24 protein-coding genes and 1 pseudogene are annotated in these 25,517 nt (G+C 61.0%); 11 read left to right on the top strand and 14 right to left on the bottom strand.

The window, feature by feature from the left end; all coding sequences use genetic code 11:
* Positions 1–57 precede the first annotated feature (57 nt).
* Together J3P91_RS06175 and J3P91_RS06170 are read right to left on the bottom strand one after the other, a co-directional pair.
* Complete coding sequence (locus tag J3P91_RS06175; RefSeq protein WP_434569553.1) at positions 58–1,050, bottom strand: NAD-dependent epimerase/dehydratase family protein; 993 nt, start codon at positions 1,048–1,050, stop codon at positions 58–60.
* Between the two features lie 55 nt (positions 1,051–1,105).
* Positions 1,106–2,005 carry a LysR family transcriptional regulator ArgP gene (locus J3P91_RS06170; RefSeq protein WP_434574266.1) on the bottom strand — a complete coding sequence of 300 codons (900 nt, stop codon included), beginning with the start codon at positions 2,003–2,005 and terminating at the stop codon, positions 1,106–1,108.
* A 92-nt stretch (positions 2,006–2,097) separates the two neighbouring features.
* On the opposite strand from J3P91_RS06170, the gene J3P91_RS06165 reads away from it, so the two are divergent.
* The 4 genes from J3P91_RS06165 to J3P91_RS06150 all read left to right on the top strand — a co-directional run bounded on the left by J3P91_RS06165 (position 2,098) and on the right by J3P91_RS06150 (position 7,409).
* Positions 2,098–2,700, top strand: a complete 603-nt coding sequence (locus tag J3P91_RS06165; RefSeq protein ID WP_434603003.1) for a LysE/ArgO family amino acid transporter — start codon at positions 2,098–2,100, stop codon at positions 2,698–2,700.
* A 174-nt stretch (positions 2,701–2,874) separates the two neighbouring features.
* Positions 2,875–3,471, top strand: coding sequence for a superoxide dismutase (locus J3P91_RS06160; RefSeq protein WP_127929573.1), 597 nt, complete (start codon positions 2,875–2,877; stop codon positions 3,469–3,471).
* A gap of 397 nt (positions 3,472–3,868) precedes the next feature.
* On the top strand, positions 3,869–5,920 hold the full coding sequence (locus J3P91_RS06155) for a putative bifunctional diguanylate cyclase/phosphodiesterase (protein ID WP_434603002.1): 2,052 nt from the start codon (positions 3,869–3,871) through the stop codon (positions 5,918–5,920).
* Between the two features lie 145 nt (positions 5,921–6,065).
* On the top strand, positions 6,066–7,409 hold the full coding sequence (locus tag J3P91_RS06150) for an imelysin family protein (protein ID WP_305496291.1): 1,344 nt from the start codon (positions 6,066–6,068) through the stop codon (positions 7,407–7,409).
* A 210-nt stretch (positions 7,410–7,619) separates the two neighbouring features.
* On the opposite strand, the gene J3P91_RS06145 is transcribed toward J3P91_RS06150, so the two are convergent.
* The 3 genes from J3P91_RS06145 to J3P91_RS06135 all read right to left on the bottom strand — a co-directional run bounded on the left by J3P91_RS06145 (position 7,620) and on the right by J3P91_RS06135 (position 9,767).
* Positions 7,620–8,855 (bottom strand): RNA polymerase sigma factor, encoded by a 1,236-nt coding sequence (locus J3P91_RS06145; RefSeq protein WP_434603001.1) that lies wholly within the window; start codon positions 8,853–8,855, stop codon positions 7,620–7,622.
* A gap of 85 nt (positions 8,856–8,940) precedes the next feature.
* Positions 8,941–9,285 (bottom strand): YciI family protein, encoded by a 345-nt coding sequence (locus J3P91_RS06140; RefSeq protein ID WP_434569558.1) that lies wholly within the window; start codon positions 9,283–9,285, stop codon positions 8,941–8,943.
* Positions 9,286–9,341: 56 nt separating this feature from the next.
* Positions 9,342–9,767 carry a YybH family protein gene (locus tag J3P91_RS06135; RefSeq protein ID WP_305496294.1) on the bottom strand — a complete coding sequence of 142 codons (426 nt, stop codon included), beginning with the start codon at positions 9,765–9,767 and terminating at the stop codon, positions 9,342–9,344.
* Between the two features lie 140 nt (positions 9,768–9,907).
* On the opposite strand from J3P91_RS06135, the gene J3P91_RS06130 reads away from it, so the two are divergent.
* Positions 9,908–10,396, top strand: a complete 489-nt coding sequence (locus J3P91_RS06130) for a GNAT family N-acetyltransferase (RefSeq protein ID WP_434603000.1) — start codon at positions 9,908–9,910, stop codon at positions 10,394–10,396.
* A 14-nt stretch (positions 10,397–10,410) separates the two neighbouring features.
* On the opposite strand, the gene J3P91_RS06125 is transcribed toward J3P91_RS06130, so the two are convergent.
* Complete coding sequence (locus J3P91_RS06125) at positions 10,411–10,899, bottom strand: GyrI-like domain-containing protein (protein ID WP_434602999.1); 489 nt, start codon at positions 10,897–10,899, stop codon at positions 10,411–10,413.
* A 79-nt stretch (positions 10,900–10,978) separates the two neighbouring features.
* Positions 10,979–11,641, bottom strand: a complete 663-nt coding sequence (locus J3P91_RS06120) for a LysE family translocator (protein WP_434602998.1) — start codon at positions 11,639–11,641, stop codon at positions 10,979–10,981.
* Positions 11,642–11,849: 208 nt separating this feature from the next.
* Between J3P91_RS06120 and alaC the strand changes: the two genes are divergently transcribed.
* The gene (gene alaC, locus J3P91_RS06115) at positions 11,850–13,064 is read left to right on the top strand and encodes an alanine transaminase (RefSeq protein ID WP_305496304.1); all 1,215 of its coding nucleotides are present in this window, start codon (positions 11,850–11,852) and stop codon (positions 13,062–13,064) included.
* Positions 13,065–13,226: 162 nt separating this feature from the next.
* Here alaC and J3P91_RS06110 read toward each other — a convergent pair whose 3' ends face one another.
* Together J3P91_RS06110 and J3P91_RS06105 are read right to left on the bottom strand one after the other, a co-directional pair.
* Entirely contained in the window at positions 13,227–14,579 is a 1,353-nt protein-coding gene (locus J3P91_RS06110; protein WP_305496305.1) for a GntP family permease, read from the bottom strand.
* 92 nt (positions 14,580–14,671) lie between these two features.
* On the bottom strand, positions 14,672–15,205 hold the full coding sequence (locus J3P91_RS06105) for a gluconokinase (RefSeq protein WP_434569564.1): 534 nt from the start codon (positions 15,203–15,205) through the stop codon (positions 14,672–14,674).
* 216 nt (positions 15,206–15,421) lie between these two features.
* On the opposite strand from J3P91_RS06105, the gene J3P91_RS06100 reads away from it, so the two are divergent.
* The gene (locus J3P91_RS06100; RefSeq protein ID WP_434602997.1) at positions 15,422–16,453 is read left to right on the top strand and encodes a LacI family DNA-binding transcriptional regulator; all 1,032 of its coding nucleotides are present in this window, start codon (positions 15,422–15,424) and stop codon (positions 16,451–16,453) included.
* Between the two features lie 374 nt (positions 16,454–16,827).
* Positions 16,828–17,246, top strand: a pseudogene (locus J3P91_RS06095) (GNAT family N-acetyltransferase).
* Between the two features lie 124 nt (positions 17,247–17,370).
* On the opposite strand, the gene def reads toward J3P91_RS06095, so the two are convergent.
* The 3 genes from def to J3P91_RS06080 form a co-directional block, all read right to left on the bottom strand.
* The gene (def, locus tag J3P91_RS06090; RefSeq protein WP_434602996.1) at positions 17,371–17,910 is read right to left on the bottom strand and encodes a peptide deformylase; all 540 of its coding nucleotides are present in this window, start codon (positions 17,908–17,910) and stop codon (positions 17,371–17,373) included.
* Positions 17,907–18,857, bottom strand: coding sequence for a YihY/virulence factor BrkB family protein (locus J3P91_RS06085; protein ID WP_434569568.1), 951 nt, complete (start codon positions 18,855–18,857; stop codon positions 17,907–17,909). The genes def and J3P91_RS06085 overlap by 4 nt, the downstream gene beginning before the upstream one ends.
* A gap of 171 nt (positions 18,858–19,028) precedes the next feature.
* A complete protein-coding gene (locus J3P91_RS06080; protein ID WP_305496312.1) occupies positions 19,029–19,220 on the bottom strand; it encodes a CsbD family protein in 192 nt (63 codons plus the stop codon).
* Positions 19,221–19,415: 195 nt separating this feature from the next.
* Here J3P91_RS06080 and J3P91_RS06075 point away from each other — a divergent pair, with 195 nt between their 5' ends.
* Positions 19,416–19,793 carry a hypothetical protein gene (locus J3P91_RS06075; RefSeq protein ID WP_305496313.1) on the top strand — a complete coding sequence of 126 codons (378 nt, stop codon included), beginning with the start codon at positions 19,416–19,418 and terminating at the stop codon, positions 19,791–19,793.
* A 212-nt stretch (positions 19,794–20,005) separates the two neighbouring features.
* Here the strand turns inward: J3P91_RS06075 and fadD1 are convergent, their stop codons facing one another.
* Both fadD1 and fadD2 read right to left on the bottom strand, forming a co-directional pair.
* Positions 20,006–21,697 carry a long-chain-fatty-acid--CoA ligase FadD1 gene (fadD1, locus tag J3P91_RS06070; protein ID WP_434602995.1) on the bottom strand — a complete coding sequence of 564 codons (1,692 nt, stop codon included), beginning with the start codon at positions 21,695–21,697 and terminating at the stop codon, positions 20,006–20,008.
* Positions 21,698–22,069: 372 nt separating this feature from the next.
* Positions 22,070–23,758: a long-chain-fatty-acid--CoA ligase FadD2 gene (gene fadD2, locus J3P91_RS06065; RefSeq protein WP_434569571.1), complete on the bottom strand. Its 1,689-nt coding sequence runs from the start codon at positions 23,756–23,758 to the stop codon at positions 22,070–22,072.
* A 225-nt stretch (positions 23,759–23,983) separates the two neighbouring features.
* Between fadD2 and J3P91_RS06060 the strand changes: the two genes are divergently transcribed.
* Positions 23,984–24,928, top strand: coding sequence for a lysophospholipase (locus tag J3P91_RS06060; RefSeq protein WP_434602994.1), 945 nt, complete (start codon positions 23,984–23,986; stop codon positions 24,926–24,928).
* Between the two features lie 40 nt (positions 24,929–24,968).
* On the top strand, positions 24,969–25,439 hold the full coding sequence (locus tag J3P91_RS06055) for a MaoC family dehydratase (protein ID WP_003227420.1): 471 nt from the start codon (positions 24,969–24,971) through the stop codon (positions 25,437–25,439).
* Positions 25,440–25,517 lie beyond the last annotated feature (78 nt).

Raw genomic sequence — 25,517 nt, 5'->3', positions numbered from 1 at the left:
CCCTCGCCCACCGCAGCCATTGACCCCGAACCGGGCACTCGGTTCATGACGGGGCGATCAGCGGGCATATTGGACGCGCCACCAGGCGCAAAATTCATCGAGCGCGGCCCACAGGCTGACTTGCGGATCGTAATCGAGATAATGCCGGGCCCGACCGATGTCCAGGGTGAAATTCCTGTTCATCACCTGCATGCCAAGGCGCGACAACGTCGGCTCCGGGCGCCCCGGCCATAATGCGCAGAACCCTTCGTTCATGGCCGCAACGCTGTAGGCCAGCCCGTAGGAGCGGTAACGCCTGACTTGTGGGACTTCCATCTGCCGCATCACATAATTGACTACGTCCCACAACGGAACGGGCGCCCCGTTACTGATGTTGTAAGCCTTGCCCAGGGCCGAACCGGTGGCCAGCAGGCTGCTGAGCAGTGCTTCGTTGAGGTTCTGCATGCTGGTGAAATCGACCTTGTTCAAGCCGTTGCCGATAATCGCCAGTCGTCCCTTGCGCTGCATCTTGAGCAAGCGCGGAAAAATGCTCATGTCACCGGCACCAGTGACGAAGCGCGGCCGCAGCGCCAACACCTCCAGGCCGAACTCCTGGGCGCCGAAGACCTTCTGTTCGGCCAGGTACTTGGTGGCGGCGTAGGGATGCTTGAAACGTTTGGGCACCTGCTCTTCGGTCAGTCCCAAGTGGTCACGGCCATCAAAATAGATCGACGGTGAGGAGAGGTGCACCAATCGCCGGACCTTTTGCTTGAGGCACGCCTCGACGATGTTTTCGGTGAGCTGGACGTTGCCCTGGTGAAAGTCCTGATAGCGCCCCCACAGCCCCACCGAGCCGGCGCAATGCACCACGGCATCGATATCGCGACACAGATCGAGGGCCAGCATCGGCTCGCTGAGGTCGCCCTGGATGAACTCGGCGCCACGCCGCACCAGATGCTCGACGCTTTCGGCCCGGCGGCCATTGACCCGTACATCCAGGCCCTGCTCAAGGGCGAAACGCGCGAAGCGCCCGCCGATGAAGCCGCTTGCGCCGGTGACCAGAATCTTCATGTAGTGCTCCGATTGCTAGGGTTTTGCATACTTCGTCTAATCCTGACGCTGTCAGTCAGGCCAACGGCACCAGCCACTGCCGGGACGCCTGAATCAGTTGCTCGGTCAACAGACCGAGCAAGTGTCCTCCATTGCGCCAATGATGCCAGTACAGCGGCACATCAATCGGCTTGTCAGGCAACAACTCCACCAGCACGCCCCGCGCCAGTTGCTCGCGCACTTGCAGTTCCGGCACCAGTCCCCAGCCAAGCCCCGCTTCAGCGAGACGGATGAAGCCTTCGGACGACGGGCACAGATGGTGCTCGAAACCGCCCTCGATACCGAGGGAAGCCAGGTAACGGTGTTGCAGGAAATCATCCGGGCCGAATACCAGGGCCGGCGTGCGAGCCAACTGATCGGCGCGCACCCCGCCGGGGAAGTGCCGGGCGATGAACGCAGGGCTGGCAAGCGCCCGGTAGCGCATCGCCCCCAGCAATACGCTGCGGGCGCCGGCCACCGGCCGTTCGCTGGCGCAGACGCAGGCCGCCACTTCCCCGGCGCGCATGCGCTTGAGGCCGACGTTCTGGTCTTCCACCACCAGGTCCAACAAGAGCTGCCGCTCGGCACAGAACGCCCCCACCGCACCGCCCCACCAGGTAGCCAGGCTGTCGGCGTTCAGGGCAATTCGCAGGCGCTCCGGCAACCCGGCCTCATCCAGCGCCGGCACCAGGCTTTGCAGGTCACGCTCAAGCAAACGAACCTGTTGCACATGGTTGAGCAGGCGTCGGCCGATTTCGGTGGGCACCGGCGGTGTGACACGCACCAGTACGGGCTGGCCGACACGCGCTTCCAGAAGCTTGATCCGCTGGGAGATGGCCGACTGCGACAGTCCCAACACCTGGGCGGCACGCTCGAATCCGGCCTGCTCGACAATGGCCGCCAGGGCAGACAGCAGTTTGTAATCGAACATCAGAATTCCTAATGAGCAATCAGCAAGATTGGTTTTTCTTATACCGCGCCGGACCGGAGAATGGCCAGCATTGCAAATCCAGCTGGAGAATTGACGTCATGTGGCAAAGTTATGTAAACGGGCTGCTGGTCGCCCTCGGGTTGATCATGGCCATTGGCACGCAGAACGCCTTCGTGCTCGCCCAGAGCTTGCGCCGCGAGCACCATTTGCCGGTGGCTGCCTTGTGCATCATCTGCGATGCGTTGCTGGTCACCGCCGGAGTGTTCGGCCTGGCGACGCTATTGGCGCAAAGCCCGTTGCTGCTTTCGATCGCACGCTGGGGCGGCGCCGCGTTTCTGCTCTGGTACGGTACCCAGGCGCTGCGCCGCGCCTGTTCGAAACAGAGCCTGCAACGCGATGAAAAACAGGCCGCGCGCTCACTGGGAACAGTCCTGCTGAGCGCACTCGCGGTCACGCTGCTCAACCCCCACGTCTATCTCGACACCGTGTTGCTGATCGGCTCCCTCGGCGCCCAGCAGAGCATGCCCGGTGCCTATGTCATGGGGGCGGCCAGTGCCTCGCTGCTGTGGTTTTCGACCCTGGCCATTGGTGCGGCATGGCTGGCTCCCTGGCTGGCCCGACCCAGTACCTGGCGGATCCTGGACCTGCTGGTAGCGCTGATGATGTTCACCGTGGCGCTGCAATTGATCGTCTCGGGGTGATATTCCAAACCGCTCTGGAACCTCTATTCCACACAGTTGTTGCGTGGTTATGCCGCACCCCCGGTGCTATGATCCGACTCCTGCGCCGCAAAGAGTACAAACTCCCCGGCGCTAGTCTGGCCGCCCGTGATCGGCCTTGCGCTCACCGCAACTGACCTGATTAGGAGAATCACCATGGCTTTCGAATTGCCGCCGCTGCCCTATCCTCACGATGCACTGCAGCCGCACATCTCCAAAGAAACCCTGGAGTACCACCACGACAAGCACCACAACACCTATGTCGTGAACCTGAACAACCTGGTGCCTGGCACCGAGTTCGAAGGCAAGACCCTGGAAGAAATCGTCAAGACTTCCTCGGGCGGTATCTTCAACAACGCCGCTCAGGTCTGGAACCACACTTTCTACTGGAACTGCCTGGCGCCAAATGCCGGCGGTCAACCAACCGGCGCCCTGGCTGAAGCCATCAATGCAGCCTTCGGTTCGTTCGACAAGTTCAAGGAAGAATTCAGCAAGACTTCCATCGGCACCTTCGGTTCCGGCTGGGGCTGGCTGGTGAAAAAGGCCGACGGCTCCCTGGCCCTGGCCAGCACCATCGGCGCCGGCAACCCGCTGACCAGCGGCGACACTCCGCTGCTGACCTGCGACGTCTGGGAACACGCCTACTACATCGACTACCGCAACGTTCGTCCGAAGTACGTCGAAGCGTTCTGGAACCTGGTCAACTGGAAGTTCGTGGCTGAGCAGTTCGAAGGCAAGACCTTTACTGCGTAAGTTGTGATGCCAATGAAAACGGCGCTTTTCCGGAGACGGGAAAGCGCTTTTTTTTCGGTTTTACTTTGTGGGAGCGAGCTTGCTCGCGATAGCGGTGGTTCAGACACTGAGATGTTGACGGTACCTTGCTCATCGCGAGCAAGCTCACTCCCCACAACAGCTTCGCAACGTGCAAATGACCTCGCGTCTGAAATCCGATAAATAATCCCGCCAGGCCTCAAGTTGCGGCCCTCCTCAACCGAAACAATGGTCGTAGAGCAAAGACTCTGCAAACACCGTATAACGGCCAGGTTTCAGGCGAAAAGCCTTGTGTTGGATTGTCCCTTTGACTGACATCACAGGATTGCCAATACTCATGGCAACTTGACGCTACCCGCACGGAACAAGGAATCCCTCTTTGAAGCTGGAACTCAAGAACAGCTTGTCTGTGAAGTTGCTCCGGGTCGTGCTCCTTTCGGCATTGATCGTTGGCGTGGCCTTGAGCTGCGCCCAGATCGTTTTCGATGCCTACAAAACCAATCGGGCCGTCGCCGACGACGCCCAGCGCATCCTCGATATGTTCCGCGACCCTTCCACCCAGGCGGTCTACAGCCTCGACCGGGAAATGGGCATGCAGGTCATCGAAGGCCTGTTCCAGGATGAGGCCGTGCGCATGGCCTCCATTGGCCACCCCCACGAAACGATGCTCGCCGAGAAGACCCGGCCCCTCCAGCATTCCGAAAGCCGCTGGCTGACCGACCTGATCCTGGGCCAGGAGCGCACCTTCACCACGCAACTGGTGGGACGCGGGCCCTACAGTGAATATTACGGCGACCTGAGCATCACCCTCGACACCGCCATCTACGGCCAGGGCTTCATTGTCAGCTCGGTGATCATTTTCATTTCCGGAATGCTCCGGGCCCTGGCCATGGGCCTGGTGCTGTACCTGGTTTATCACTGGCTGCTGACCAAACCGCTGTCGCGGATTATCCAGCACCTGACCGAAATCAACCCCGATCGCCCCAGCGCGCACAAGATCCCGCAGCTACGGGGCCATGAGCAGAACGAGCTCGGCCTGTGGATCAACACCGCGAACCAGTTGCTCGAATCCATCGAGCGCAACACGCACTTGCGCCACGAAGCGGAAAACAGCCTGCTGCGCATGGCCCAGTACGACTTCCTCACCGGCCTGCCCAATCGCCAGCAGCTGCAACAACAACTGGACAAGATCCTGGTGGACGCCGGGCGCCTGCAACGTCGCGTGGCCGTGTTGTGTGTGGGACTGGACGACTTCAAAGGTATCAACGAACAGTTCAGCTATCAGACCGGCGACCAATTGCTGCTGGCCTTGGCCGATCGGCTGCGCGCCCACAGCGGACGCCTCGGCGCCCTGGCGCGGCTGGGCGGCGACCAGTTCGCCCTGGTGCAAGCCGATATCGAGCAGCCTTACGAGGCCGCCGAACTGGCCCAGAGCATCCTCGACGATCTGGAAGCGCCATTCATCCTCGACGACCAGGGGATCCGCCTGCGGGCCACCATCGGTATCACGCTGTTCCCCGAAGACGGCGACAGCACCGAGAAGCTCCTGCAAAAAGCCGAGCAGACCATGACCCTGGCCAAGACGCGCTCGCGCAATCGTTACCAGTTCTATATCGCCAGCGTCGACAGCGAAATGCGCCGCCGGCGTGAACTGGAAAAAGACTTGCGCGAGGCGTTGGCTCGCGACCAGTTCACCCTGGTCTACCAGCCGCAGGTCAGCTACCGCGACCTGCGGGTGGTCGGCACCGAAGCGCTGATCCGCTGGCATCACCCCGAGCACGGCCTCGTACCGCCCGACCTGTTCATTCCCTTGGCGGAACAGAACGGCACCATCATCGCCATCGGCGAATGGGTGCTGGACCAGGCCTGCAAACAGTTGCGCGAATGGCACGACCAGGGTTTTGTCGACCTGCGCATGGCCGTCAACCTGTCGACAGTGCAACTGCACCACGCCGAACTGCCCCGAGTGGTGAGCAATTTCCTGCAGATGTACCGCTTGCCCCCGCGCAGCCTGGAGCTGGAGGTCACTGAAACCGGCCTGATGGAAGACATCACCACGGCCGCCCAGCATCTGTTGAGCCTGCGCCGTTCCGGCGCGCTGATCGCCATCGACGACTTCGGCACCGGCTATTCGTCCTTGAGTTATCTCAAGAGCCTGCCGCTGGACAAGATCAAGATCGACAAGAGTTTCGTCCAGGACCTGCTCGATGACGAAGACGATGCGACCATCGTTCGCGCCATCATCCAGCTCGGCAAGAGCCTGGGCATGCAGGTGATCGCCGAAGGCGTCGAAACGATCGAGCAGGAAGCCTACATCATTGCCGAGGGCTGCCATGAAGGTCAGGGCTACTACTACAGCAAACCGTTGCCGGCACGGGAGCTGGGTAACTATCTGAAGCAAGCCGAGCGCATCAACGCCTCGATCATCTGACTGTTTCCCCCCTTCTCCGCGGGCTGCCTGCGCTAGAAATATTACCGCCGCAGCCCTTTACATATAATGCAAATCTTTCGCATTATGTCGCAGTTTTGCGCGCCCTCGCGCCTGTCCCATTCATCACCGAAGCAGGATGTTCGCCATGATTCGTATGCCTCTGGCTACCGCCAGTCTGTTGGCCATCGCTATTTCCCTCGCCGGTTGCGGCGAAGGCAAAGACAAGGCGGCCGCGCCGCAAGCGCCAACGCCGGCCGCCAGCACTGCGGCTCCGGCTGCCCCCGCAGCCGCTGGCAAGATCGACGAAGCCGCTGGCAAGGCCGTTGTCGCGCACTACGCCGACATCGTCTACGCCGTCTACAGCGATGCCGAATCCACCGCGAAAACCCTGCAGACCGCCGTCGACGCCTTCCTCGCCAAGCCGAACGCCGATACCCTGAAAGCCGCCAAGGCTGCCTGGGTTGCCGCGCGCGTACCTTACCTGCAGAGCGAAGTGTTCCGTTTCGGCAACACCATCATCGACGACTGGGAAGGCCAGGTGAACGCATGGCCCCTGGACGAAGGCCTGATCGACTACGTCGACAAATCCTACGAGCACGCCTTGGGTAACCCGGGCGCTACCGCCAACATCATCGCCAACACCGAAGTGCAGGTCGGCGAAGACAAGGTCGACGTCAAAGACATCACCCCGGAAAAACTCGCCAGCCTGAACGAGCTGGGTGGTTCCGAGGCCAACGTTGCCACCGGCTACCACGCCATCGAATTCCTGCTGTGGGGCCAGGACCTCAACGGCACCGGCCCGGGTGCCGGCAATCGTCCGGCTTCGGACTACCTGGAAGGCGCCGGCGCCACTGGCGGCCACAACGACCGTCGGCGTGCCTACCTCAAGTCCGTGACCCAACTGCTGGTGAACGACTTGCAGGAAATGGTCGGCAACTGGAAACCGAACGTCGCCGACAACTACCGCGCCACGCTGGAAGCCGAACCGGCCGAAACCGGTCTGCGCAAGATGCTGTTCGGCATGGGCAGCCTGTCCCTGGGTGAACTGGCGGGCGAGCGCATGAAGGTCTCCCTGGAAGCCAACTCGCCAGAAGACGAACAGGATTGCTTCAGCGACAACACCCACTACTCGCATTTCTACGATGCCAAGGGTGTGCGTAACGTCTACCTGGGCGAATACACCCGCGTCGACGGCACCAAGATGACCGGCGCGAGCCTGTCCTCCCTGGTGGCCAAGGCCGACCCGGCCGCCGACACCACGCTCAAGGCCGAGCTGGCCGACACCGAAGCCAAGATCCAGGTCATGGTCGATCACGCCAACAAGGGTGAGCATTACGACCAGCTGATCGCCGCCGGTAACACCGCGGGCAACCAGATCGTGCGTGACGCCATCGCCGCCCTGGTCAAGCAGACCGGCTCGATCGAACAGGCTGCGGGCAAGCTGGGTATCAGCGACCTGAACCCGGACAACGCTGATCACGAGTTCTGATCAACGCCGGCTGACTGAAAAGGCGACCTTCGGGTCGCCTTTTTTGTCTGTTGCCCGCCAGTTCAGGATGAAGGAGACCCACGTGGCGAGGGAGCTTGCTCCCGCTGGGTCGCGAAGCGGCCCCCTGCGGCGTGTCAGTTGAATAAAAGGAGCTGCTGCGCAGCTCAGCGGGAGCAAGCTCCCTCGCCACGGGCATGGGCTCGACTCCCCTCATTGCAAACCGGCAAGCCGTGCTTCAATAAACCGCCGCTCCGGCAGTTGCTGCGTCAATTCAAGCGCCCGTCGATAGGCGGCCCTCGCCTCCTCCACTCGCCCCAACTGCCGGCAGAACTCAGCCCGTGCCGAATGGGCCAGGTGATAGTCAAGCAGCTCGCCCCTGCCGAGTATCCCGTCAACCAGGCGTAGCCCCTCCTGCGGCCCATCGCGCTTGGCCAGGGCGGCCGCGCGGTTGAGTTCGATCACTGGCGACGGCACGGCCCGCAACAGCACATCGTAGAGGCCGACGATCTGCGGCCAATCGGTCTGCCGGGCGCTCGGCGCTTCGGCGTGCACCGCAGCAATCGCGGCTTGCAGGCAATACGGTCCGAACCGCCGGGTGTTGAGCGCGGCCTCGACCATCGCGCAACCTTCGGCAATCATTGTCTGGTCCCATAGCGACCGGTCCTGCTCATCGAGCAAGACCAGATCGCCGGCCATCGACATTCGCGCGGGCCGCCGCGACTCGTGCAGCAGCATCAGCGCCAACAGGCCCATCACTTCAGCTTCGGGCAGCAACTCCAACAGCAGGCGTGCGAGGCGTATGGCTTCGCGGGTCAGGTCATCGCGGGTCAACTCGGCCCCCATCGAGGCTGAATATCCCTCGTTGAACACTAGGTAGATCACCCGCAGCACACTGTCGAGTCGTTCAGGCAGCTCCGTGCGGGACGGCACCTGATAGGGGATCTTCGCATCACGAATCTTCGCCTTGGCCCGCACGATGCGCTGGGCGATGGCTGCCGGCGCGGCAAGAAACGCACGAGCGATTTCCTCGGTGGTCAGGTCGCAGACTTCCCGCAGCGTCAACGGTACCTGGGCATCAGCGGCCAGAGCCGGGTGGCAACAAGTGAAAATCAGCCGCAGGCGGTCGTCTTCCACGTCCTCATCACTCCACTCGGCCTGTTCAAGCGCTTCGAGTTGCGCGATCAGCATCGGTTGGGACGCCGCGAAGCGCGCCCGCCGACGCAGGCTGTCAATCGCCTTGAAACGCCCGGCCGACACCAGCCAGGCCCGCGGATTGTCCGGCACGCCGTCGCGCTGCCAGCGCTCGACCGCGACGAAGAACGCCTCGTGCAAGGCTTCCTCGGCGAGATCGAAATCTCCCAGCAGGCGAATCAGCGTCGCCAGGATTCGCCGCGAATCCTGGCGATAAACCTGCTCGACCCGTGCCTTGACCGCTTCGGCCGACATCAGCCGGGAAGGCCTTGGGTGATCGGACTGATGGACAACAAAGCAGGTTCACGGCTCATGGAAATCATCCCGTTGTGATTGTCGTTCAGGGATTCAGCTGGCGTACCGGCCGGACTTCGACGCAGCCGACCCGGGCCGCCGGGATGTGCCCGGCGACCTGGATGGCTTCGTTCAAGTCCTTGGCGTCGATCAGGTAGAAGCCCGCCAGTTGCTCCTTGGTTTCGGCGAACGGGCCGTCGGTAATCGACAGTTTGCCGCCGCGCATACGCACCGTGGTGGCGGTCTGCACCGACTCCAGGGCTTCGGCGGCGACCATGCGTCCGCTGCCCTGGATCGACTCGGCATAAGCCATGCACTCTGCGTCCTCAGGGCTGTCGGGAGAGTTGTGCAGGGCCTGTTCGTTGCTATACACCAGGCATAAATACTTCATGGAAAGCTCCGTGATCGAACCGATCGACAAAGGTGGCAGGAGGAAACCGTAGCCGATCAGGGCTGCAAGTCGAATATCGCCGTACCCGCCATCGGATCGAACGGTGCCGACCAATGCTCATGGACGATCTTCCACTGTCCGGCCGCACGTTTGTAGCAGGCGGTCACGCGCATCCAGCAGGCCTGCTCCTCGCCTTTGTCGTTGGTACCGCCGCAATAGGCCAGCCAATGGGCGAACGCAATGTTTTCCGCCGGGGTGATCTGGACCTGATGGAAATCGAACTTGTGCGGGCCAGGGCACATTTCCATGCAGGCTTCCCAGTGCGCGCGGTAGGCGGTCTTGCCTTTGAATTGCAGGGCCTGGATGGCATCGAACGAGACGATATCGTCGTCATAGAGCGCCATGACTTTTTCCACATCCTTGGCCATGACGGCCTGGCGATAGGTGTCGATCAACGCTTGGATTTCGGTTTCGGTATTCATGGTGGTTCTCCGCAGTTTTTTGTTAGAGACAGCCTTAGTCGTCTGGAGAAACAGTGAATCGACAGCCAAACAAAAATAATCCAAAGAAAAAATTTCGCTAGAATCCAGGCCTCATTCTATCGGCAACAATGGACGTTTTCGTGACTGCTCAGCTTGTACCCTATGAAGACCTGACCGCGCTGCAACGGCAACAGGTCGAAGCCATCGAAATCCACCCCGAACAGATCAGGTTTTCCGGCGATATCCACGGTGCGCTGCATACGCTGCTGTCCAGGCCCGCCCCTGGGGTAAAGGGTTTTGCGCTGCTGGCCGACGAAGTGCCCGTCGCGTTCCTGCTGCTCAAGCGGCCACCCGTACTGCCCGCCTGGGCCAACGAACACAGCGCCACCCTGCACGCCTTGCAGGTCGACCGCCGGGCTCAAGGCAAAGGCTACGGCAAGGCCTGCCTGCAGGCGCTACCCACCGTCGCCCGAGCGGCATGGCCGGAGATAAAGGGGCTTGAGCTTTCGGTGGATGCAGACAACGACGCGGCCATCAGCCTGTACACCCGCCTGGGCTGGGTCGACAGCGGCGAGGCCTACAAGGGCCGAATCGGTTATGAACGGCGGATGGGGTTGGTGTTTGAATAACAGGCTCGCGACGATCAACTCGGCTTGAGGGGTATCCAGATCTCCAGGCTGCCTTCCCCCGTCCGCGGGTTGAAGTCTTCGCTATAGCGCTCGAACTCAGGCTCATCCGCCGCTTCGTGGCCGGATTGTGGCAACCATTCCTTCCAGATGTACTGGAAAGTGTCCGGAAGGCTCTTCAATGGCCCTCTGTGCTCGAATACGGCGTAGGGCCCGGGCTGGATTTCGATCCAGCGGTATTGGTCCGGAAGGTCGTCAAGCCGGCTGATCTCCACGCCGGCAATGTATTCAAAGCCGCCTGTACCGTCCGGGTTGCAACACACGCCGTAGGTCACTTCGTCTTTCTGCCCCGGCACTTTGCCAAGCCAGGGCAAGAACTTTTCCCAGAGCAGCGGGATGTCTTGGGCGGTGTCCTGGGTAAAACGCGCGCCGAAACCGGCGATGAGCTGAAAGCGTCCTTGCTCGAAGCGCGGCTCGGATGCATTAACGCGTTTTTGCGATTCCATTGCTTCGACACTCCGGAAAACTTGAAGTCGGGTTTGGCAGTATAGAACCCAAACGGTGATTGCCAGGCCGTTTCGCTTGTCAGAGTCCAGGCGGGACAGCCGAGGCGGTTGTTCCGACAAACTCGTTGTAGCCAGAAACGATCACGTAGACGGCGAAATAGCAGAAAATCGCCGCCGACACCCAATAGGAATAACGCAGCAATTTATCCCCCAACAATTTTCCGCCCTGGGTTGCCGCCAGGCACAGGCCGGCGCTCCAGAGCAGCCCGGCGCAGAGGAATCCGCTCAAAAACAGCGCCGAACTGACTACCGTGCCACCCCCTGAGCGGGCAATGAGCGTACCTCCCACCGCCGCGAACCAGAGGATGGCGCTGGGGGATGACATCGCCAGGAAGATCCCGCGAAAAAACTCCTGCCGAGACGAGTTGCCCCGGACCTCGCCGGCCTCGGCCAGCACCGCACTGTGAAAGATCGCCGAATGAACCATCTTCGCGGCGAAATACAGCAACAGCACCGAACCGCCGATCCACAGCACCCACCGCACCGTTTCGTATTGCAGCAGGACAGTCATCCCGGCCAGTGCCAGGACCGCATAGACCAGGTCGCCTACGCAGGTGCCCAGGCCCAGGGCAAAGCCCTGGAAATAGCCGCGCTGCATCGCCAGGGTGATCATCGCGATATTGGCCACGCCGATGTCCAGGCACAAGGAAAGGCTCAGCAGGAAGCCGCTGGAAAATTCCATTATTCATTCCATTACAATTGGGTAAGACAGGTCCGACAAGCCGCTACGGCCACCGCTGGTGGCGCAGCCAGGGCGACAGTGTCGTCGAAAATAGTTCGGCGCGGCTACTGGACAATCCGCCATTGGCCCGATTATCTTGCGCCGCAGGCCAACGCATTGGCCGACGTCGCTCGGACGGTTCCGGGCGCTCACGTATCTCGAGGCAACAATGGCTGAACAAGGTTCGCCGCGCCGCTTTGCGCGCATCGATCGACTCCCCCCGTACGTATTTAATATCACTGCCGAGCTGAAGATGGCTGCGCGTCGGCGCGGCGAAGACATCATCGACTTGAGCATGGGTAACCCCGACGGCGCCACGCCCCCGCATATTGTCGAGAAGCTGGTCACCGTCGCCCAGCGCGAAGATACCCACGGCTACTCCACTTCCAAAGGCATCCCACGCCTGCGCCGAGCCATCTCGCGCTGGTACAAGGACCGCTACGAAGTGGACATCGACCCGGAAAGCGAAGCCATTGTCACCATTGGCTCCAAGGAAGGCCTGGCACACCTGATGCTGGCCACCCTGGACCAGGGCGACACGGTGCTGGTGCCCAACCCCAGCTATCCGATCCACATCTACGGCGCGGTGATCGCCGGCGCCCAGGTGCGTTCGGTGCCGCTGGTGCCCGGCGTGGATTTTTTCGATGAACTGGAACGGGCCATTCGCGGTTCGATCCCCAAGCCGAAGATGATGATCCTCGGTTTCCCGTCCAACCCGACCGCCCAGTGCGTGGAGCTCGACTTCTTCGAGCGGGTCATCGCCCTGGCCAAACAATACGACGTACTGGTCATCCACGACCTGGCCTACGCCGACATCGTCTATGACGGCTGGAAAGCCCCGTCGATCATGCAGGTGCCGGGCGCGAAAGACATTGCGGTAGAGTTCTTCACCCTGTCCAAGAGCTACAACATGGCCGGCTGGCGCATCGGCTTCATGGTGGGTAACCCGGAACTGGTCAGCGCCCTGGCGCGGATCAAGAGTTACCACGACTACGGCACCTTCACCCCGCTGCAAGTGGCCGCCATCGCCGCACTCGAAGGCGACCAGCAATGCGTGCGCGACATCGCCGAGCAGTACCGCCAGCGCCGCAACGTACTAGTCAAGGGCCTGCATGAACTGGGCTGGATGGTGGAGAATCCCAAGGCATCGATGTATGTCTGGGCGAAGATTCCCGAGGCCTATGCGCACCTGGGCTCACTGGAGTTTGCCAAGAAGCTTTTGGCCGAAGCCAAGGTCTGCGTCTCGCCGGGGGTGGGGTTCGGGGAATATGGGGACGATCATGTGCGCTTTGCGCTGATCGAGAACCAGGACCGGATTCGCCAGGCGGTACGCGGGATCCGCGGGATGTTCCGGGCGGATGGGTTGGCTGGCAAACAAGCCTGACAGCCAACCACAATTTTTATGTGGCGAGGGAGCTTGCTCCCGCTCGACTGCGAAGCAGTCGCAAACCGGTCGCCTCACTCTATGAATCGGAGTTGACTGGATTGGGGCCGCTTCGCGGCCCAGCGGGAGCAAGCTCCCTCGCCACAGTAAGTCCAGGATGTCTTAGATCACCAGCGACAACAGCAGGATAAAGATCAGCCCCACCACCGACAGGATGGTTTCCATCGCGGTCCAGGTCTTGAAGGTCTCGGCCACGGTCATGTTGAAGTACTGCTTGACCAGCCAGAAGCCCGCATCGTTGACGTGAGACAGGATCAGCGAGCCGGCGCCGGTCGCCAGTACCAGCAGCTCACGGTTCACCCCTGGCATCATCCCCACCACTGGTACCACGATCCCGGCACCGGTAATGGTCGCCACGGTCGCCGAACCGGTCGCAATCCGAATCACCGCCGCCACCAGCCAGGCCAGCAGGATCGGCGAAATCTGCGCGCTGACGGCCATGTGGCCAATCACGTCACCCACGCCGCTGGTCACCAGCATCTGCTTGAAACCGCCGCCGGCACCGATGATCAGGATGATCGCCGCCGTCGGCGCCAGGCTCGCGTCCAGCCACTTCAGCATCTGGCTGGAACCGATGCCCTGCTTGTAGCCAAAGGTGTACAGCGACAACAGCAACGCCAGCAGCAAGGCCGAGATCGGGTGGCCGATCATGTCCATCCAGACACGGAACAGGTTGCCGTCCGGCAGCGCCACATCCGCGAAGGTCTTGAGCAGCATCAGGAATACCGGCGACAGCACGGTGATCAGGGTGATGCTGAAGCTTGGCAGTTCGGCGGCGTTCGTCTCGCGGGCCAGTTGGTCCACCAGCTCCTGATTCGGATGACCGGGGATGTGCTTGGCGATGAACGTACCGAAGATCGGTCCGGCAATGATGGCGGTCGGCAGCGCGACGATCAGGCCGTAGAGAATGGTCTTGCCGATGTCAGCGCCAAAGATGCCGATTGCCAGCAGCGGACCCGGGTGCGGTGGCACCAGGCCGTGGACGGCGGAAAGACCGGCCAGCAGCGGGATACCAATCTTGATGATCGACACGCCGGTGCGGCGCGCGACGATGAACACCAGCGGGATCAGCAGCACGAAGCCGATTTCGAAGAACAGCGGGATGCCCACCAGGAACGCGGCGAACATCATGGCCCACTGCACCTTCTCCTTGCCGAAGGCACGGATCAGGGTCTGGGCGATCTGATCGGCGCCGCCCGACTCGGCCATCATTTTGCCGAGCATCGTGCCCAGCGCCAGGATGATGCCGACAAAACCGAGCACGCCACCAAAGCCGTCCTGGAACGCCTTGATGATGGTGCCGGTCGGCATGCCCGACGTCAGGCCGAGAAACGCGGCGGCGATGGTCAGTGCAATGAACGGGTGGAATTTGAACTTGGTGATGAGGACGATGAGTCCGATCACCGTAACCACTGCATCTAGCAGCAGGAACGTCTCGTGGGACATGCCGAACATGGGAGGTGTCTCCTGATTTGTTGTTGTTATTGAAGCAGTTATTTTCAAGCCGTCGGGACAGCGCTATCTTTCTGACGCAAATTGTTCACGCTTCAGCTCGCAAGCTTCAGGCCGTGGGCCAGCCACCAGACGTAAGCCTGGCGGGCCAGTTCATCAACGCTGTGGCTGGACGCATCCAGAGCCAGGGTCAGGGGCTCGCCGACAGGAGATTCAAGGGTGGCAAACTGGCTGTCGATCAGGGTCGACGGCATGAAATGGCCCGGGCGATGGGACACGCGATCAGCGGCTACTTCCGGGGTCAATTCAAGAAATACGAAGCCCAGGCCCGGCAAGGCGCTGCGCAGGCGCTCGCGATAACTGTGCTTGAGGGCCGAGCAGGTCAGCACCGGGCGCGCGCCCATGGCGTCGACACGGCGCAACTCATCGCACAGGCTGTCGAGCCAGCCGGCACGGTCGTCGTCGTTCAGGGGGATACCGGCGCTCATCTTCTGGATGTTGGCCGCGGGGTGGAAAGTGTCGCCTTCAATGGCGCTGGCGCCGCTCAGTTGGCACAGGGCCTGGCTGACGCAGGTTTTGCCGCAACCGGCAACGCCCATGATGACCAGGGCGGTGATTGGATTATTCATGTAACACCTCAGCGCGCAGACAGCGCTACCTTTGCCAGTTATGACACCGCAGCAAAAGCAGAAGTTGCCGACGCCTTCTTGTCATTTTTGTGGTTGCAGCATGTACGTCCACGACGCCAGCGGAGAGGGGATCAGGCAAACCCTGCTCACGCATTTGCAGCCGCGCCGAGACAGCGCTACCTTAGTGCCTTGATTTTTGTTTGGCAAGCCGCCCTGATGACCGCCCCTAAAAACGATAAGAATACTCGCACCACCGGTCGCCCCACGCTCAACGAGGTCGCACGCCTGGCCGGGGTCAGCCCGATCACCGCCTCCCGTGCCCTTCGCGGCGTCAGCACCGTGGCCGTCGAGCTGGTGGACAAGGTCCGCCAGGCCGCCCTGGAACTCAACTACGTCGTCAACCCCGCCGCCCGCGCCCTGGCTTCGGCCCAGAGCCATTCGGTGGTGGTGCTGGTGCCATCGTTGTCGAACCTGTTGTTCATCGACACTCTCGAAGCCATTCATCGCGTGCTGCGGCCCAAGGGCTTCGAAGTGGTGATCGGCAATTACCATTATTCCCGGGATGAAGAAGAGGACCTGCTGCGCAACTACATGGCCTATCAGCCGCGAGGATTGTTGCTCACCGGGTTCGACCGCACCGAAAGCGCTCGACGGATGATCGAGGCCAGCAACATTCCCTGCGTGTACATGATGGAACTGGACCCGGGCGCCGGCCTCAACTGTGTGGGCTTCTCCCAGCTCAAGGCCGGCGAAACCGCTGCCGAACACCTGGTTTCCCGAGGCCGCAAGCGCCTGGCCTACATCGGCGCGCAACTGGACCAGCGCACGCTGTTGCGCGGCGAAGGTTTCCGGCGCGCATTACAGGAGGCCGGGCTCTACGACCCGGACCTGGAAATACTCACGCCGCGTCCGTCATCGGTGGGCCTGGGCGGCGAGTTGTTCCTGCAGTTGCTCGCCAGCCACCCGAACGTCGATGCGATCTTCTTCGGCAACGACGACCTGGCCCACGGCGCACTGCTCGAAGCGTTGCGCAGCGGTATCAGGATCCCCGAGCAGGTTTCGATCCTCGGTTTCAACGACCTTCCCGCCTCGGCCCACATGGTGCCGCGCTTGAGCAGCATCAGCACCCCGCGGGAAGCCATCGGCCGCCGTGCCGCTGAACAGATGCTCACCTTGATGGCTGGCAACCGCATCGCCCAGCCGGTGGTGGACCTGGGGTTCGAACTCAAGGTCCGCGAAAGCACCTGAGCGGCCCCGGCAGGATGCGGTCGAACCATGCCGACGAACCCTGCCGAGAGCACCGTCCTCGCCACCCTCTGAGTCTGGCAGCGCCTCGGTATCACCTCAGCGGGTTTGGGCGGAGCGTTGCAACCTCCGCCTCAAACCTGCGACCAACCGAGCCGACAGCGTTTCAATGACCGAACAGATTGACCTTCTTGGCTTTTTTGTCGGCGCGTTTTTCATCGGCGCTCTTCGCTGGTTTTTTCTTTGCCGCTTTTTTTGAATCCATGCCTTTGGCCATGATACGCACTCCACTCATACGGGATGTACCTCAGGTATACACCTATCCCTGCAGCCGCGTTCTTTTATAATCGCCTCCCCCTCTTCGCCATGACCCAGCCATGTCCGAAATCCGTTATGCAGCGCTCGAAGAATCGCTTTGGCCGTTGATGAACAAATTTTATCGTGCCCACCAATCTTCGATGAAAGCCGTGCGCGACGCGCAACTCTGGGTGGCGCGGCGCGATGAAATCGTCGCGGCCCTGTGCCTGCGACCGGTGTCCGGTGGGTATTGGTTGACGGGGTTGTTCGTCGACCCGGCGTTCCGCGCGCAAGGCATCGCGGCGCGGTTGATAGAAAAGGCGGTGAAAGGCGTGGAGGCGCCGGTGTGGCTGTTCTGCCACCTGACCTGCGCGGCTTCTATGAGCGACGCGGGTTCGACTTCGATCCGGAACTGCCTTATGCGATGGCTGAACGGCTGAGCCGGTATGCGCGGAGCAAGCCGATGATTGCGATGGGGTTGGTGCCTGCAAGACCCTGAAGACCCATCAGTCCAGTGTGGGAGCGAGCTTGCTCGCGATGGCGTCAGGTCAGCTGAATCAATTTGGATGACACACCGCAATCGCGAGCAAGCTCGCTCCCACAGGGTTTTGGGTAGGACTCAGCTAATCGTCGGCGGTGGGATCCAGCTCCGGAAACATCACCTCGGTGAAGCCGAACTTGCTGAAGTCGGTGATGCGCGATGGGTACAAGCGGCCGATCAGGTGATCACATTCATGCTGGACTACCCGCGCGTGGAAGCCTGAGGCGGTGCGCACGATCGGCTCGCCCTTCGGGTCGAAACCTTCATAGCGGATGTGCTGGTAGCGATCCACCGCACCGCGCAGCCCCGGCACCGACAGGCAGCCCTCGAAGCCCTCTTCCATCAGCGGGCTCAGCGGCGTGATCAACGGGTTGATCAGGATGGTCTGCGGCACCGCCTCGGCATCCGGGTAACGCTCGCTGTGCTCGAAGCCGAAGATCACCAGTTGCAGGTCGACGCCGATCTGCGGCGCCGCCAGGCCGACACCGCCGACACTTTCCATGGTCTGGAACATGTCATCGATCAATTGCCACAACTCGGGACTGTCGAACATTTCTGGCGGCACCGGCGGTGCGATGCGCAGCAGGCGTTCGTCGCCCATCTTCAGGATTTCGCGGATCATGGTCGGGCTTCGTCAGTGTGATTGTGAGGAATGGAATGGTCGCGCCCAAGGCCCGATACATGCTGTTTTTCATGCTCGCCGGGGCTCTTTTCGCCATGGTCCTTGCCTTCGGCGGACATGTGCTCGATCACCGCGTTCATCTCAGCGCCGAGCAACAGTACCGCCGCCGAGATATAGAAGTACAGCAACAGCACGATGATCGCGCCGATACTGCCATACATGGCGTTGTAGTCGGCGAAGGTCTTGACGTAGAACGCGAAGCCCAGGGACGCGATGATCCAGACCACCACCGCCAATACCGAGCCCGGCGTGATGAAGCGAAACTCCTGTTTGACGTCGGGCATCACGTAATAGATCAGCGCCACCGCGACCATCAGCAAAAACACGATGACTGGCCAGCGCGCAAGCGTCCAGACGGTGACAATAAATTCCTCCAGCCCGATCTGGGCGGCAATCCAGCCCATCACCTGCGGCCCCAGCACCATCAGCGCCGCGGCGGCCAGGAGCATGCCCGCAATGCCGACGGTGTACAGGATCGACAGCGGAAAACGCTTCCAGGCCGGGCGCCCTTCGACCACGTCATAAGCGGCATTCATGGCGCTCATCATCAGCCGCACGCCGGCCGACGCGGTCCACAACGCAATCACGATACCGACCGACAGCAGGCCCCCCTTTGACTGCTGGAGCTGGTCGATCACCGGGTTGACCTGCTCCAGCGCCTGCGGCGGCAGCACCAGTTCCGATTGCAGGCGCAGCCAGGAGAAAAAATCCGGCAGGTGCAGAAAACCGATCAGGGCTATCAGGAAAAGAATGAAGGGGAACAGCGAAAACAACATCTGGTAAGCCAGTGCGGAGGCGTACGTCGACATCTCGTCGTCGAGAAATTCGGTTACCGTGCGCATCATCACGCGGTGCAGGGGCAAGCCTTTCAAGGCCGGGAACATCATGTGCGTCTCCTTTCGCCGCAAAAAAGGAAGGTCGCCTGGCGACTCATCGGGTTATGCCAAGACAAAGTAACCTGTTGGCGACTTTGGAACAATTTCCCCCGGTGCAAGTTCGAGTCGACATGAAAACGGCCACCCGCAGATGACCGTTCCGATCACGTTTCAACTGATCGGTTACGCCTCGTCGACGCCTTTCTTGACGGCATCCTTGGCCTTGCCCACGTTTTGCTGGGCTTCACCCTTTTTCTCCTGGACCACGCCCTCGGCGCGCATGCGGTCGTTATCGGTGGCCTTGCCGACGCCTTGCTTGATGTTGCCGACGGCTTCGTTGGCAACGCCCTTCACTTTATCGCTCGTGCTACCCATGGTGTCTCTCCTGTGAATAACCGTAAGAAAAGTCATTACACAAGGGTTGACTGGGACCGTTTGCGGGGAGTTTCATTTTTTCTGCGGCTGATTTCGTCGGCGACTGCAGGTTGCGCTTTATGTTTGCCGATCAACCCCCGAGAATGCCCCACGTATTCAGGCTGCGACCTGAAGCTCCAATTCCGTAGGAACGTTATGAAACTCGATAAAAAGCAGGCCATCGCCCGCAGGAACCAGCAACTGGGCGGCGCCGTCCTGGGCGTCAACAATTGCCATTTCAGCGAACTGAACCGCAATCGCAACATCTTCTGGTTCGACATTCCGGTGGCCCGGCTGGCCATTGGTCAATACGAATGGATTCACCTGCTGCTGCACACCCCCGCCACCGATGAATTGCTGCACCTGAAAGTGCCGACGGTGTTCCTGCGGGAAAAACTGGAAGGCCTGGAAGTACGCAACCAGGGCAAACGCAAGGCGGCCCTGAGCCTGGAACTGAGTGCCGACAAGGATTCCTACCTGCAAGACATGCGGCCGGGTGGCACCAACCTGGATTTTGCGCAGTTTCGGTTGTAGTCCCGATTGCCAGGATCACCGGTTCCCCAGTGGCGAGGGAGCTTGCTCCCGCTGGACGCGAAGCGGCCCCTGCGGTGTATCAGTCGGACCGGATGGGGCTGCTGCGCAGCCCAGCGGGAGCAAGCTCCCTCGCCACAACGGCCGCCCCGCGCGAGGCCATAGCCTTGTAACAAAAAGCCCCGCATCAGCGGGGCTTTTCATTGGCGGCGGGTTTATTTCTTCAGCCCCAGCTTCTTCAGTTCTTCATCGCGCAACTCGCGCCGCAGGATCTTGCCCACGTTGGTGGTCGGCAATGCATCGCGGAACTCCACGGCCTTGGGCACTTTGTAGCCAGTAACGTTGGCGCGCATGTGCTCCATCACCTGTTCCTTGGTGAGCGTGGCCCCTGGACGCACGACGATGAAAATCTTGATCGCCTCGCCGGATTTTTCATCCGGTACACCGATCGCCGCGCACTGCAGCACACCCGGCAGGGTGGCCAGTACGTCTTCCAGTTCGTTGGGGTAAACGTTGAAGCCGGAGATCAGGATCATGTCCTTCTTGCGATCGACGATGCGCATGTAGCCGTCCGGCTGGATCAGCGCGATATCACCGGTCTTGAGCCAGCCTTCACCGTCGAGGATCTCGTCGGTGGCCTCCTGGCGCTGCCAGTAGCCCTTCATCACTTGCGGACCTTTCACACACAATTCGCCGATTTCACCGAGTGGCAATTCGACGCCCGCGTCATTGATGACCTTGCACAGCGTCGATGGCACCGGAATGCCGATGGTGCCGACCTGGATGTGCTGGATCGGGTTGACGGTAGCCACCGGGCTGGTCTCGGTCATGCCGTAGCCTTCGCAGATCGGGCAGCCGGTGACCGCCTTCCAGCGCTCGGCCGCTGCCAGTTGCAGCGCCATGCCACCGGACAAGGTCACCTTCAATGCCGAGAAGTCCAGCTTGCGGAAGGCTTCGTTATTGCACAGGGCCACGAATAACGTGTTGAGGCCGACAAAACCGCTGAACTTCCACTTCGACAGTTCCTTGACCATCGCCGACAAGTCGCGCGGGTTGCTGATCAGGATGTTGTGGTTGCCGATCAGCATCATCGCCATGCAATGAAAGGTGAACGCATAGATGTGGTACAGCGGCAGCGGCGTGATCAACACTTCGCAGCCTTCATTGAGGTTGGAGCCCATCAATGCCTTACATTGCAACATGTTCGCCACCAGGTTGCGGTGGGTCAGCATCGCCCCCTTGGCCACGCCGGTGGTGCCACCGGTGTATTGCAGAACGGCCACGTCATCGCTGGTGGGGTTGGCTTCGTTCACCGGTTGGCCGTGGCCCTTGCTCAACACGTCGTTGAACTTGATGGCCTTGGGCAAATGGTAAGCCGGGACCATCTTCTTGACGTACTTGATCACGCTGTTGATCAGCAGGCGCTTGAGCGGCGGCAGCAGGTCGGCGACTTCGGTGACAATGACGTGCTTGACGCTGGTCCTGGGCACCACGTTCTCGGCCAGGTGCGCCATGTTGGCCAGGCACACCAGCGCCTTGGCGCCGGAGTCGTTGAACTGGTGTTCCATCTCCCGCGCGGTGTATAGCGGGTTGGTGTTGACCACGATGAGCCCGGCGCGGATCGCGCCGAAAACGGCCACCGGATACTGAAGCACGTTGGGCAGTTGCACGGCGATTCGATCGCCCGGCTGCAAATCGGTATGCTGTTGCAGGTACGCGGCAAAGGCACCGGACAATTCGTAGAGTTCACCGTAGGTGATCGTCTTGCCGAGGTTGCTGAATGCCGGCTTGTCGGCGAAGCGTTGGCAGGACTGCTTCAACACCGCCTGAATATTCGGATACTCGTCTGGATTGATGTCGGCAGCAATCCCAGCTGGGTACTTATCCTTCCAAAAGTCTTCAATCATGGAAGCCCACTCCTCAGCAACGCGAATTCTTCACCGCATTTGATGCGATTATTATTGGTGTGTGTTTTGTTGGTGAATCTGGCTTGAATCAAGGCCGAGAAGTCACAAAAGCGCGCCGAGAGTAGCAGCTTTGCCAAGGGTCGACTAGAGCCAAAAATGGGCCCTACAGTCACAAATCCGACTCAAGAAAATCTAATGGTCATTTTTAGAGTAAAAATTCTAAGACCGCGTGATTGCATCGACATATAACAACTGTGGGAGCGAGCTTGCTCGCGATAGCGTTGGATCAGCCAACATCTCTGTCACTGATCTAACGCTATCGCGAGCAAGCTCGCTCCCACAGGGTCAGGGGTTTCCATTGAGGCAAGCGCCTCAGGCGATATCGCGCAGCTCCCGCCGCAGGATCTTGCCCACCGGCGTCATCGGCAGCGAGTCACGCAATACGATGTGCTTGGGGATCTTGTAGCCGGTGAAGTTCTCCTTGCAGTAGGCCTTGAGTTCTTCAAGGCTGACGCCCGCCTCACGGGCCACCACGAACAGTTTCACCGCCTCCCCCGAACGCTCGTCCGGCACGCCGATGACCGCGCAACTGGCGACTTTCGGGTGAGCCATGACCACGTCCTCGATCTCGTTGGGATACACATTGAAACCCGAGACGATGATCATGTCTTTCTTGCGGTCGACGATGCGCACAAACCCGTCGGGATCGATCACCGCGATATCGCCGGACTTGAACCAGCCTTCGCTGTCCAGCACTTCGGCGGTCGCCTCGGGCTTGTTCCAGTAGCCCTTCATGATCTGCGGGCCCTTGATGCACAGCTCGCCGCGCTCGCCCAGGGGCAGTTCGACGCCGTCGTCGTTGATGACCTTCATCAGCGTACCCGGCACCGGCAGCCCCACCGTACCCAGGCGCGACTTGCCGCCGTAAGGGTTGGCACTGGCCACCGGCGAGGTTTCCGTCAGGCCGTAGCCCTCGGTGATGCCACAGCCGGTGAGCTGCTTCCAGCGTTCGGCCGTGGCCTTGACCAGCGCGGTGCCGCCTGAGTTGGTGACCTTGAGGTTGGAAAAATCCAGCGTCTTGAAATCAGGATGGTCCATCAGCGCCACGAACAGCGTGTTGAGCCCCAGCAACAGCGAGAACCGCCAGTTCTTCAGCTCCTTGATGAAGCCACCGATGTCCCGGGGATTGGTGATCAACACGTTGTGGTTGCCCGTGACCATCATGCACATGCAGTTCGCCGTGAACGCATAGATATGGTAAAGCGGCAACGGCGCGATCATGACTTCCTGGCCCTCGCGCAACAGCGGCTGGCCGTCATCGCCGATCTGCCCCAGGCACGCCCGGGCCTGCTGCATGTTGGCGACCAGGTTGCCGTGGGTCAGCATCGCGCCTTTTGCCAGCCCCGTGGTGCCACCGGTGTATTGCAGCACGGCAATGTCATCGAGGCTGACGTTCAGGGGCTTGATGCCCTGGCCTCGCCCGAGGCGCAAGGCGCTCTTGAAGGAAATCGCCTGGGGCAGCGAATAGGCCGGGACCATTTTCTTGACCTTGCTGACCAGCGTATTCACCAGCCAGCCTTTGGCGGTGGGCATCAGGTCGCCCATCTTCGCTTCGATCAGAAATTGCAGGTCGGTGTCGGGCAGCACTTCCTGGACCTTCTGCCCGAACAGGTTCATGTACACCAGCGCCCGGGCACCGGAGTCCTTGAACTGATGACGCATTTCCCGCGGGGTGTACAGCGGGTTGGTATTGACCACGACCAGGCCGGCGCGCAGGGCACCGAAGACGGCGATCGGGTATTGCAGGACGTTGGGCATCTGCACGGCGATGCGATCGCCCGGCGCCAGGTCGGTATTGGCTTGCAGATAACCGGCAAAGGCCGCGCTGTAGCGCTCCAGCTCGGCGTAGGTGAGGGTCACCCCCATGTTGCTGTAGGCCGGACGGTCGGCAAATTTCTTGCAGGAACGCTCGAACACCTCGACAACCGACTTGTAGGCACCCAGGTCGATGTCCGAGGGCACGCCGGTCGGGCGTTTGTCATTCCAGAAATCAGGCTGCATTGTTTTTGTCCTCTTTACCTGAACGTATCCGGGACCGCTTGCGTGTCGCTTGCACAGGCGGAGCTCCTCGGACACTAGCAGCTATGGCCAATCAGGCAAATATGGCAACTTGCGTCATAGATCGTGTGAATCTTCCTCCCTTGCCGTGACCTGATCAGGCGAGACGCGACGGATGCGCTATACAATGCAGCGACGCTGCGTCTGACTTTGTGCAAAGGAACCGCCATGATCCACCAAACGTTCTGGCTGAACGCGACCGATCACAGGCGCATCTTCGTCAACCAATGGTTGCCCGAAACCGCCCCGCAGGCCGTGCTCATGCTGGCCCACGGCATGGCCGAACACAGCGCTCGTTATGGGCGCCTGGCCCAGGCGTTGTGCGATGAAGGTTATGGTGTCTACGCACCGGACCTGCGCGGCCATGGCCAGACCGGCGAGGAAACAGTCCTGGGGCATTTTGCCGACGAGGACGGCTGGGCCAAGGTGGTCGGCGATCTCGCGAGCCTCAATCAGCACATCGGCCAGCAACATCCAGAAATACCAATTCTCCTGCTGGGCCATAGCATGGGCAGCTATATCGCCCAGGGTTACCTGCTGCACCACAGCGCCAGCCTGCACGGGGCGATTCTCAGCGGCTCGAATTTCCAGCCCGTGGCGCTGTACCGCGCGGCGCGCCTGATCGCCCGCCTCGAACGTCGACGCCAGGGAGCCACGGGGCGTAGCGCGCTCATCGAGTGGCTGTCATTCGGCAGTTTCAACAAAAAATTCAAACCGGCGCGCACGCCCTTCGACTGGCTCAGTCGCGACCCGACCGAAGTGGACAAATACGTCCAGGACCCGCTGTGCGGCTTTCGTTGTACCAATCAGCTGTGGATCGACCTCCTCGGCGGCTTGCAGCAGATCAGCAAAGCGTCCAATCTCGCGCAGATCGATCCGGGCCTGCCGTTGCTGGTGATTGGCGGCGAATGTGATCCGGTGAGCGAAGGCAAGCGTCTGAAAGATCTGGCCGATGCCCTGCGCGACGCCGGCAATCAACATCTGCAATTGACGATCTACCCGCAGGCCCGGCACGAACTGTTCAATGAAACCAACCGCGATGAAGTGACGGCCGACGTGCTGGCCTGGATTGCCCAGGCGCTGAGCCATCAGCGGCCGCCACGCAGCGAGTAGGTTCGCAGCGTTTTTCCTTTACCTGTTACAGGATCCAGACATGACCCAGGTTACCAACATCCCTTACGAAGCCCTCGAAGTCGGCCAGACCGCCAGCTACAGCAAGACCGTCGAAGAGCGCGATATCCAGCTGTTCGCCGCCATGTCCGGCGACCATAACCCGGTGCACCTGGACGCCGAATTCGCCGCCGCCAGCATGTTCAAGGAACGCATCGCCCATGGCATGTTCAGCGGTGCGCTGATCAGCGCGGCGGTGGCGTGCGAGCTGCCTGGGCCGGGCACCATCTATATCGGCCAGCAGATGAGCTTTCAGAAACCGGTGAAGATTGGCGACACCCTGACCGTGCGCCTGGAAATCCTCGAGAAACTGCCGAAGTTCCGCGTGCGTATCGCCACGCGCGTGTTCAATCAGCGCGATGAACTGGTGGTGGACGGCGAGGCCGAGATCCTGGCTCCGCGCAAGCAGCAGACTGTTACGTTGCCGACGTTGCCGGCGATCAGCATCGGCTGATGATCATGATTCCCCGTGGCGAGGGAGCTTGCTCCCGCTGGGGTGCGAAGCGCCCCTGAGAAAAGCCCACCGCGTTTA

Source organism: Pseudomonas sp. Z4-7 (assembly GCF_051131965.1).
In the GTDB taxonomy this organism is placed as follows: domain Bacteria; phylum Pseudomonadota; class Gammaproteobacteria; order Pseudomonadales; family Pseudomonadaceae; genus Aquipseudomonas.
The sequence above is the reverse complement of the archived record's forward strand: the minus strand, read 5'-3'. Positions and strand labels throughout refer to the sequence as shown.

What these genes read in the sequence shown, in the direction of transcription:
- J3P91_RS06075 (WP_305496313.1), top strand. Translation starts at nt 19,416, where the DNA reads ATGAAACTCGATAAAAAGCAGGCCATCGCCCGCAGGAACCAGCAACTG.
- J3P91_RS06145 (WP_434603001.1), bottom strand. Translation starts at nt 8,855, where the DNA reads ATGTCGGCCGAAGCGGTCAAGGCACGGGTCGAGCAGGTTTATCGCCAG.
- J3P91_RS06080 (WP_305496312.1), bottom strand. Translation starts at nt 19,220, where the DNA reads ATGGGTAGCACGAGCGATAAAGTGAAGGGCGTTGCCAACGAAGCCGTC.
- J3P91_RS06100 (WP_434602997.1), top strand. Translation starts at nt 15,422, where the DNA reads ATGACCGCCCCTAAAAACGATAAGAATACTCGCACCACCGGTCGCCCC.
- J3P91_RS06140 (WP_434569558.1), bottom strand. Translation starts at nt 9,285, where the DNA reads ATGAAGTATTTATGCCTGGTGTATAGCAACGAACAGGCCCTGCACAAC.
- J3P91_RS06175 (WP_434569553.1), bottom strand. Translation starts at nt 1,050, where the DNA reads ATGAAGATTCTGGTCACCGGCGCAAGCGGCTTCATCGGCGGGCGCTTC.
- J3P91_RS06125 (WP_434602999.1), bottom strand. Translation starts at nt 10,899, where the DNA reads ATGGAATCGCAAAAACGCGTTAATGCATCCGAGCCGCGCTTCGAGCAA.
- J3P91_RS06120 (WP_434602998.1), bottom strand. Translation starts at nt 11,641, where the DNA reads ATGGAATTTTCCAGCGGCTTCCTGCTGAGCCTTTCCTTGTGCCTGGAC.
- fadD2 (WP_434569571.1), bottom strand. Translation starts at nt 23,758, where the DNA reads ATGCAGCCTGATTTCTGGAATGACAAACGCCCGACCGGCGTGCCCTCG.
- J3P91_RS06165 (WP_434603003.1), top strand. Translation starts at nt 2,098, where the DNA reads ATGTGGCAAAGTTATGTAAACGGGCTGCTGGTCGCCCTCGGGTTGATC.
- def (WP_434602996.1), bottom strand. Translation starts at nt 17,910, where the DNA reads ATGATCCGCGAAATCCTGAAGATGGGCGACGAACGCCTGCTGCGCATC.
- J3P91_RS06110 (WP_305496305.1), bottom strand. Translation starts at nt 14,579, where the DNA reads ATGTTCGGCATGTCCCACGAGACGTTCCTGCTGCTAGATGCAGTGGTT.
- J3P91_RS06085 (WP_434569568.1), bottom strand. Translation starts at nt 18,857, where the DNA reads ATGATGTTCCCGGCCTTGAAAGGCTTGCCCCTGCACCGCGTGATGATG.
- J3P91_RS06055 (WP_003227420.1), top strand. Translation starts at nt 24,969, where the DNA reads ATGACCCAGGTTACCAACATCCCTTACGAAGCCCTCGAAGTCGGCCAG.
- J3P91_RS06105 (WP_434569564.1), bottom strand. Translation starts at nt 15,205, where the DNA reads ATGAATAATCCAATCACCGCCCTGGTCATCATGGGCGTTGCCGGTTGC.
- J3P91_RS06150 (WP_305496291.1), top strand. Translation starts at nt 6,066, where the DNA reads ATGATTCGTATGCCTCTGGCTACCGCCAGTCTGTTGGCCATCGCTATT.
- J3P91_RS06135 (WP_305496294.1), bottom strand. Translation starts at nt 9,767, where the DNA reads ATGAATACCGAAACCGAAATCCAAGCGTTGATCGACACCTATCGCCAG.
- alaC (WP_305496304.1), top strand. Translation starts at nt 11,850, where the DNA reads ATGGCTGAACAAGGTTCGCCGCGCCGCTTTGCGCGCATCGATCGACTC.
- J3P91_RS06160 (WP_127929573.1), top strand. Translation starts at nt 2,875, where the DNA reads ATGGCTTTCGAATTGCCGCCGCTGCCCTATCCTCACGATGCACTGCAG.
- fadD1 (WP_434602995.1), bottom strand. Translation starts at nt 21,697, where the DNA reads ATGATTGAAGACTTTTGGAAGGATAAGTACCCAGCTGGGATTGCTGCC.
- J3P91_RS06060 (WP_434602994.1), top strand. Translation starts at nt 23,984, where the DNA reads ATGATCCACCAAACGTTCTGGCTGAACGCGACCGATCACAGGCGCATC.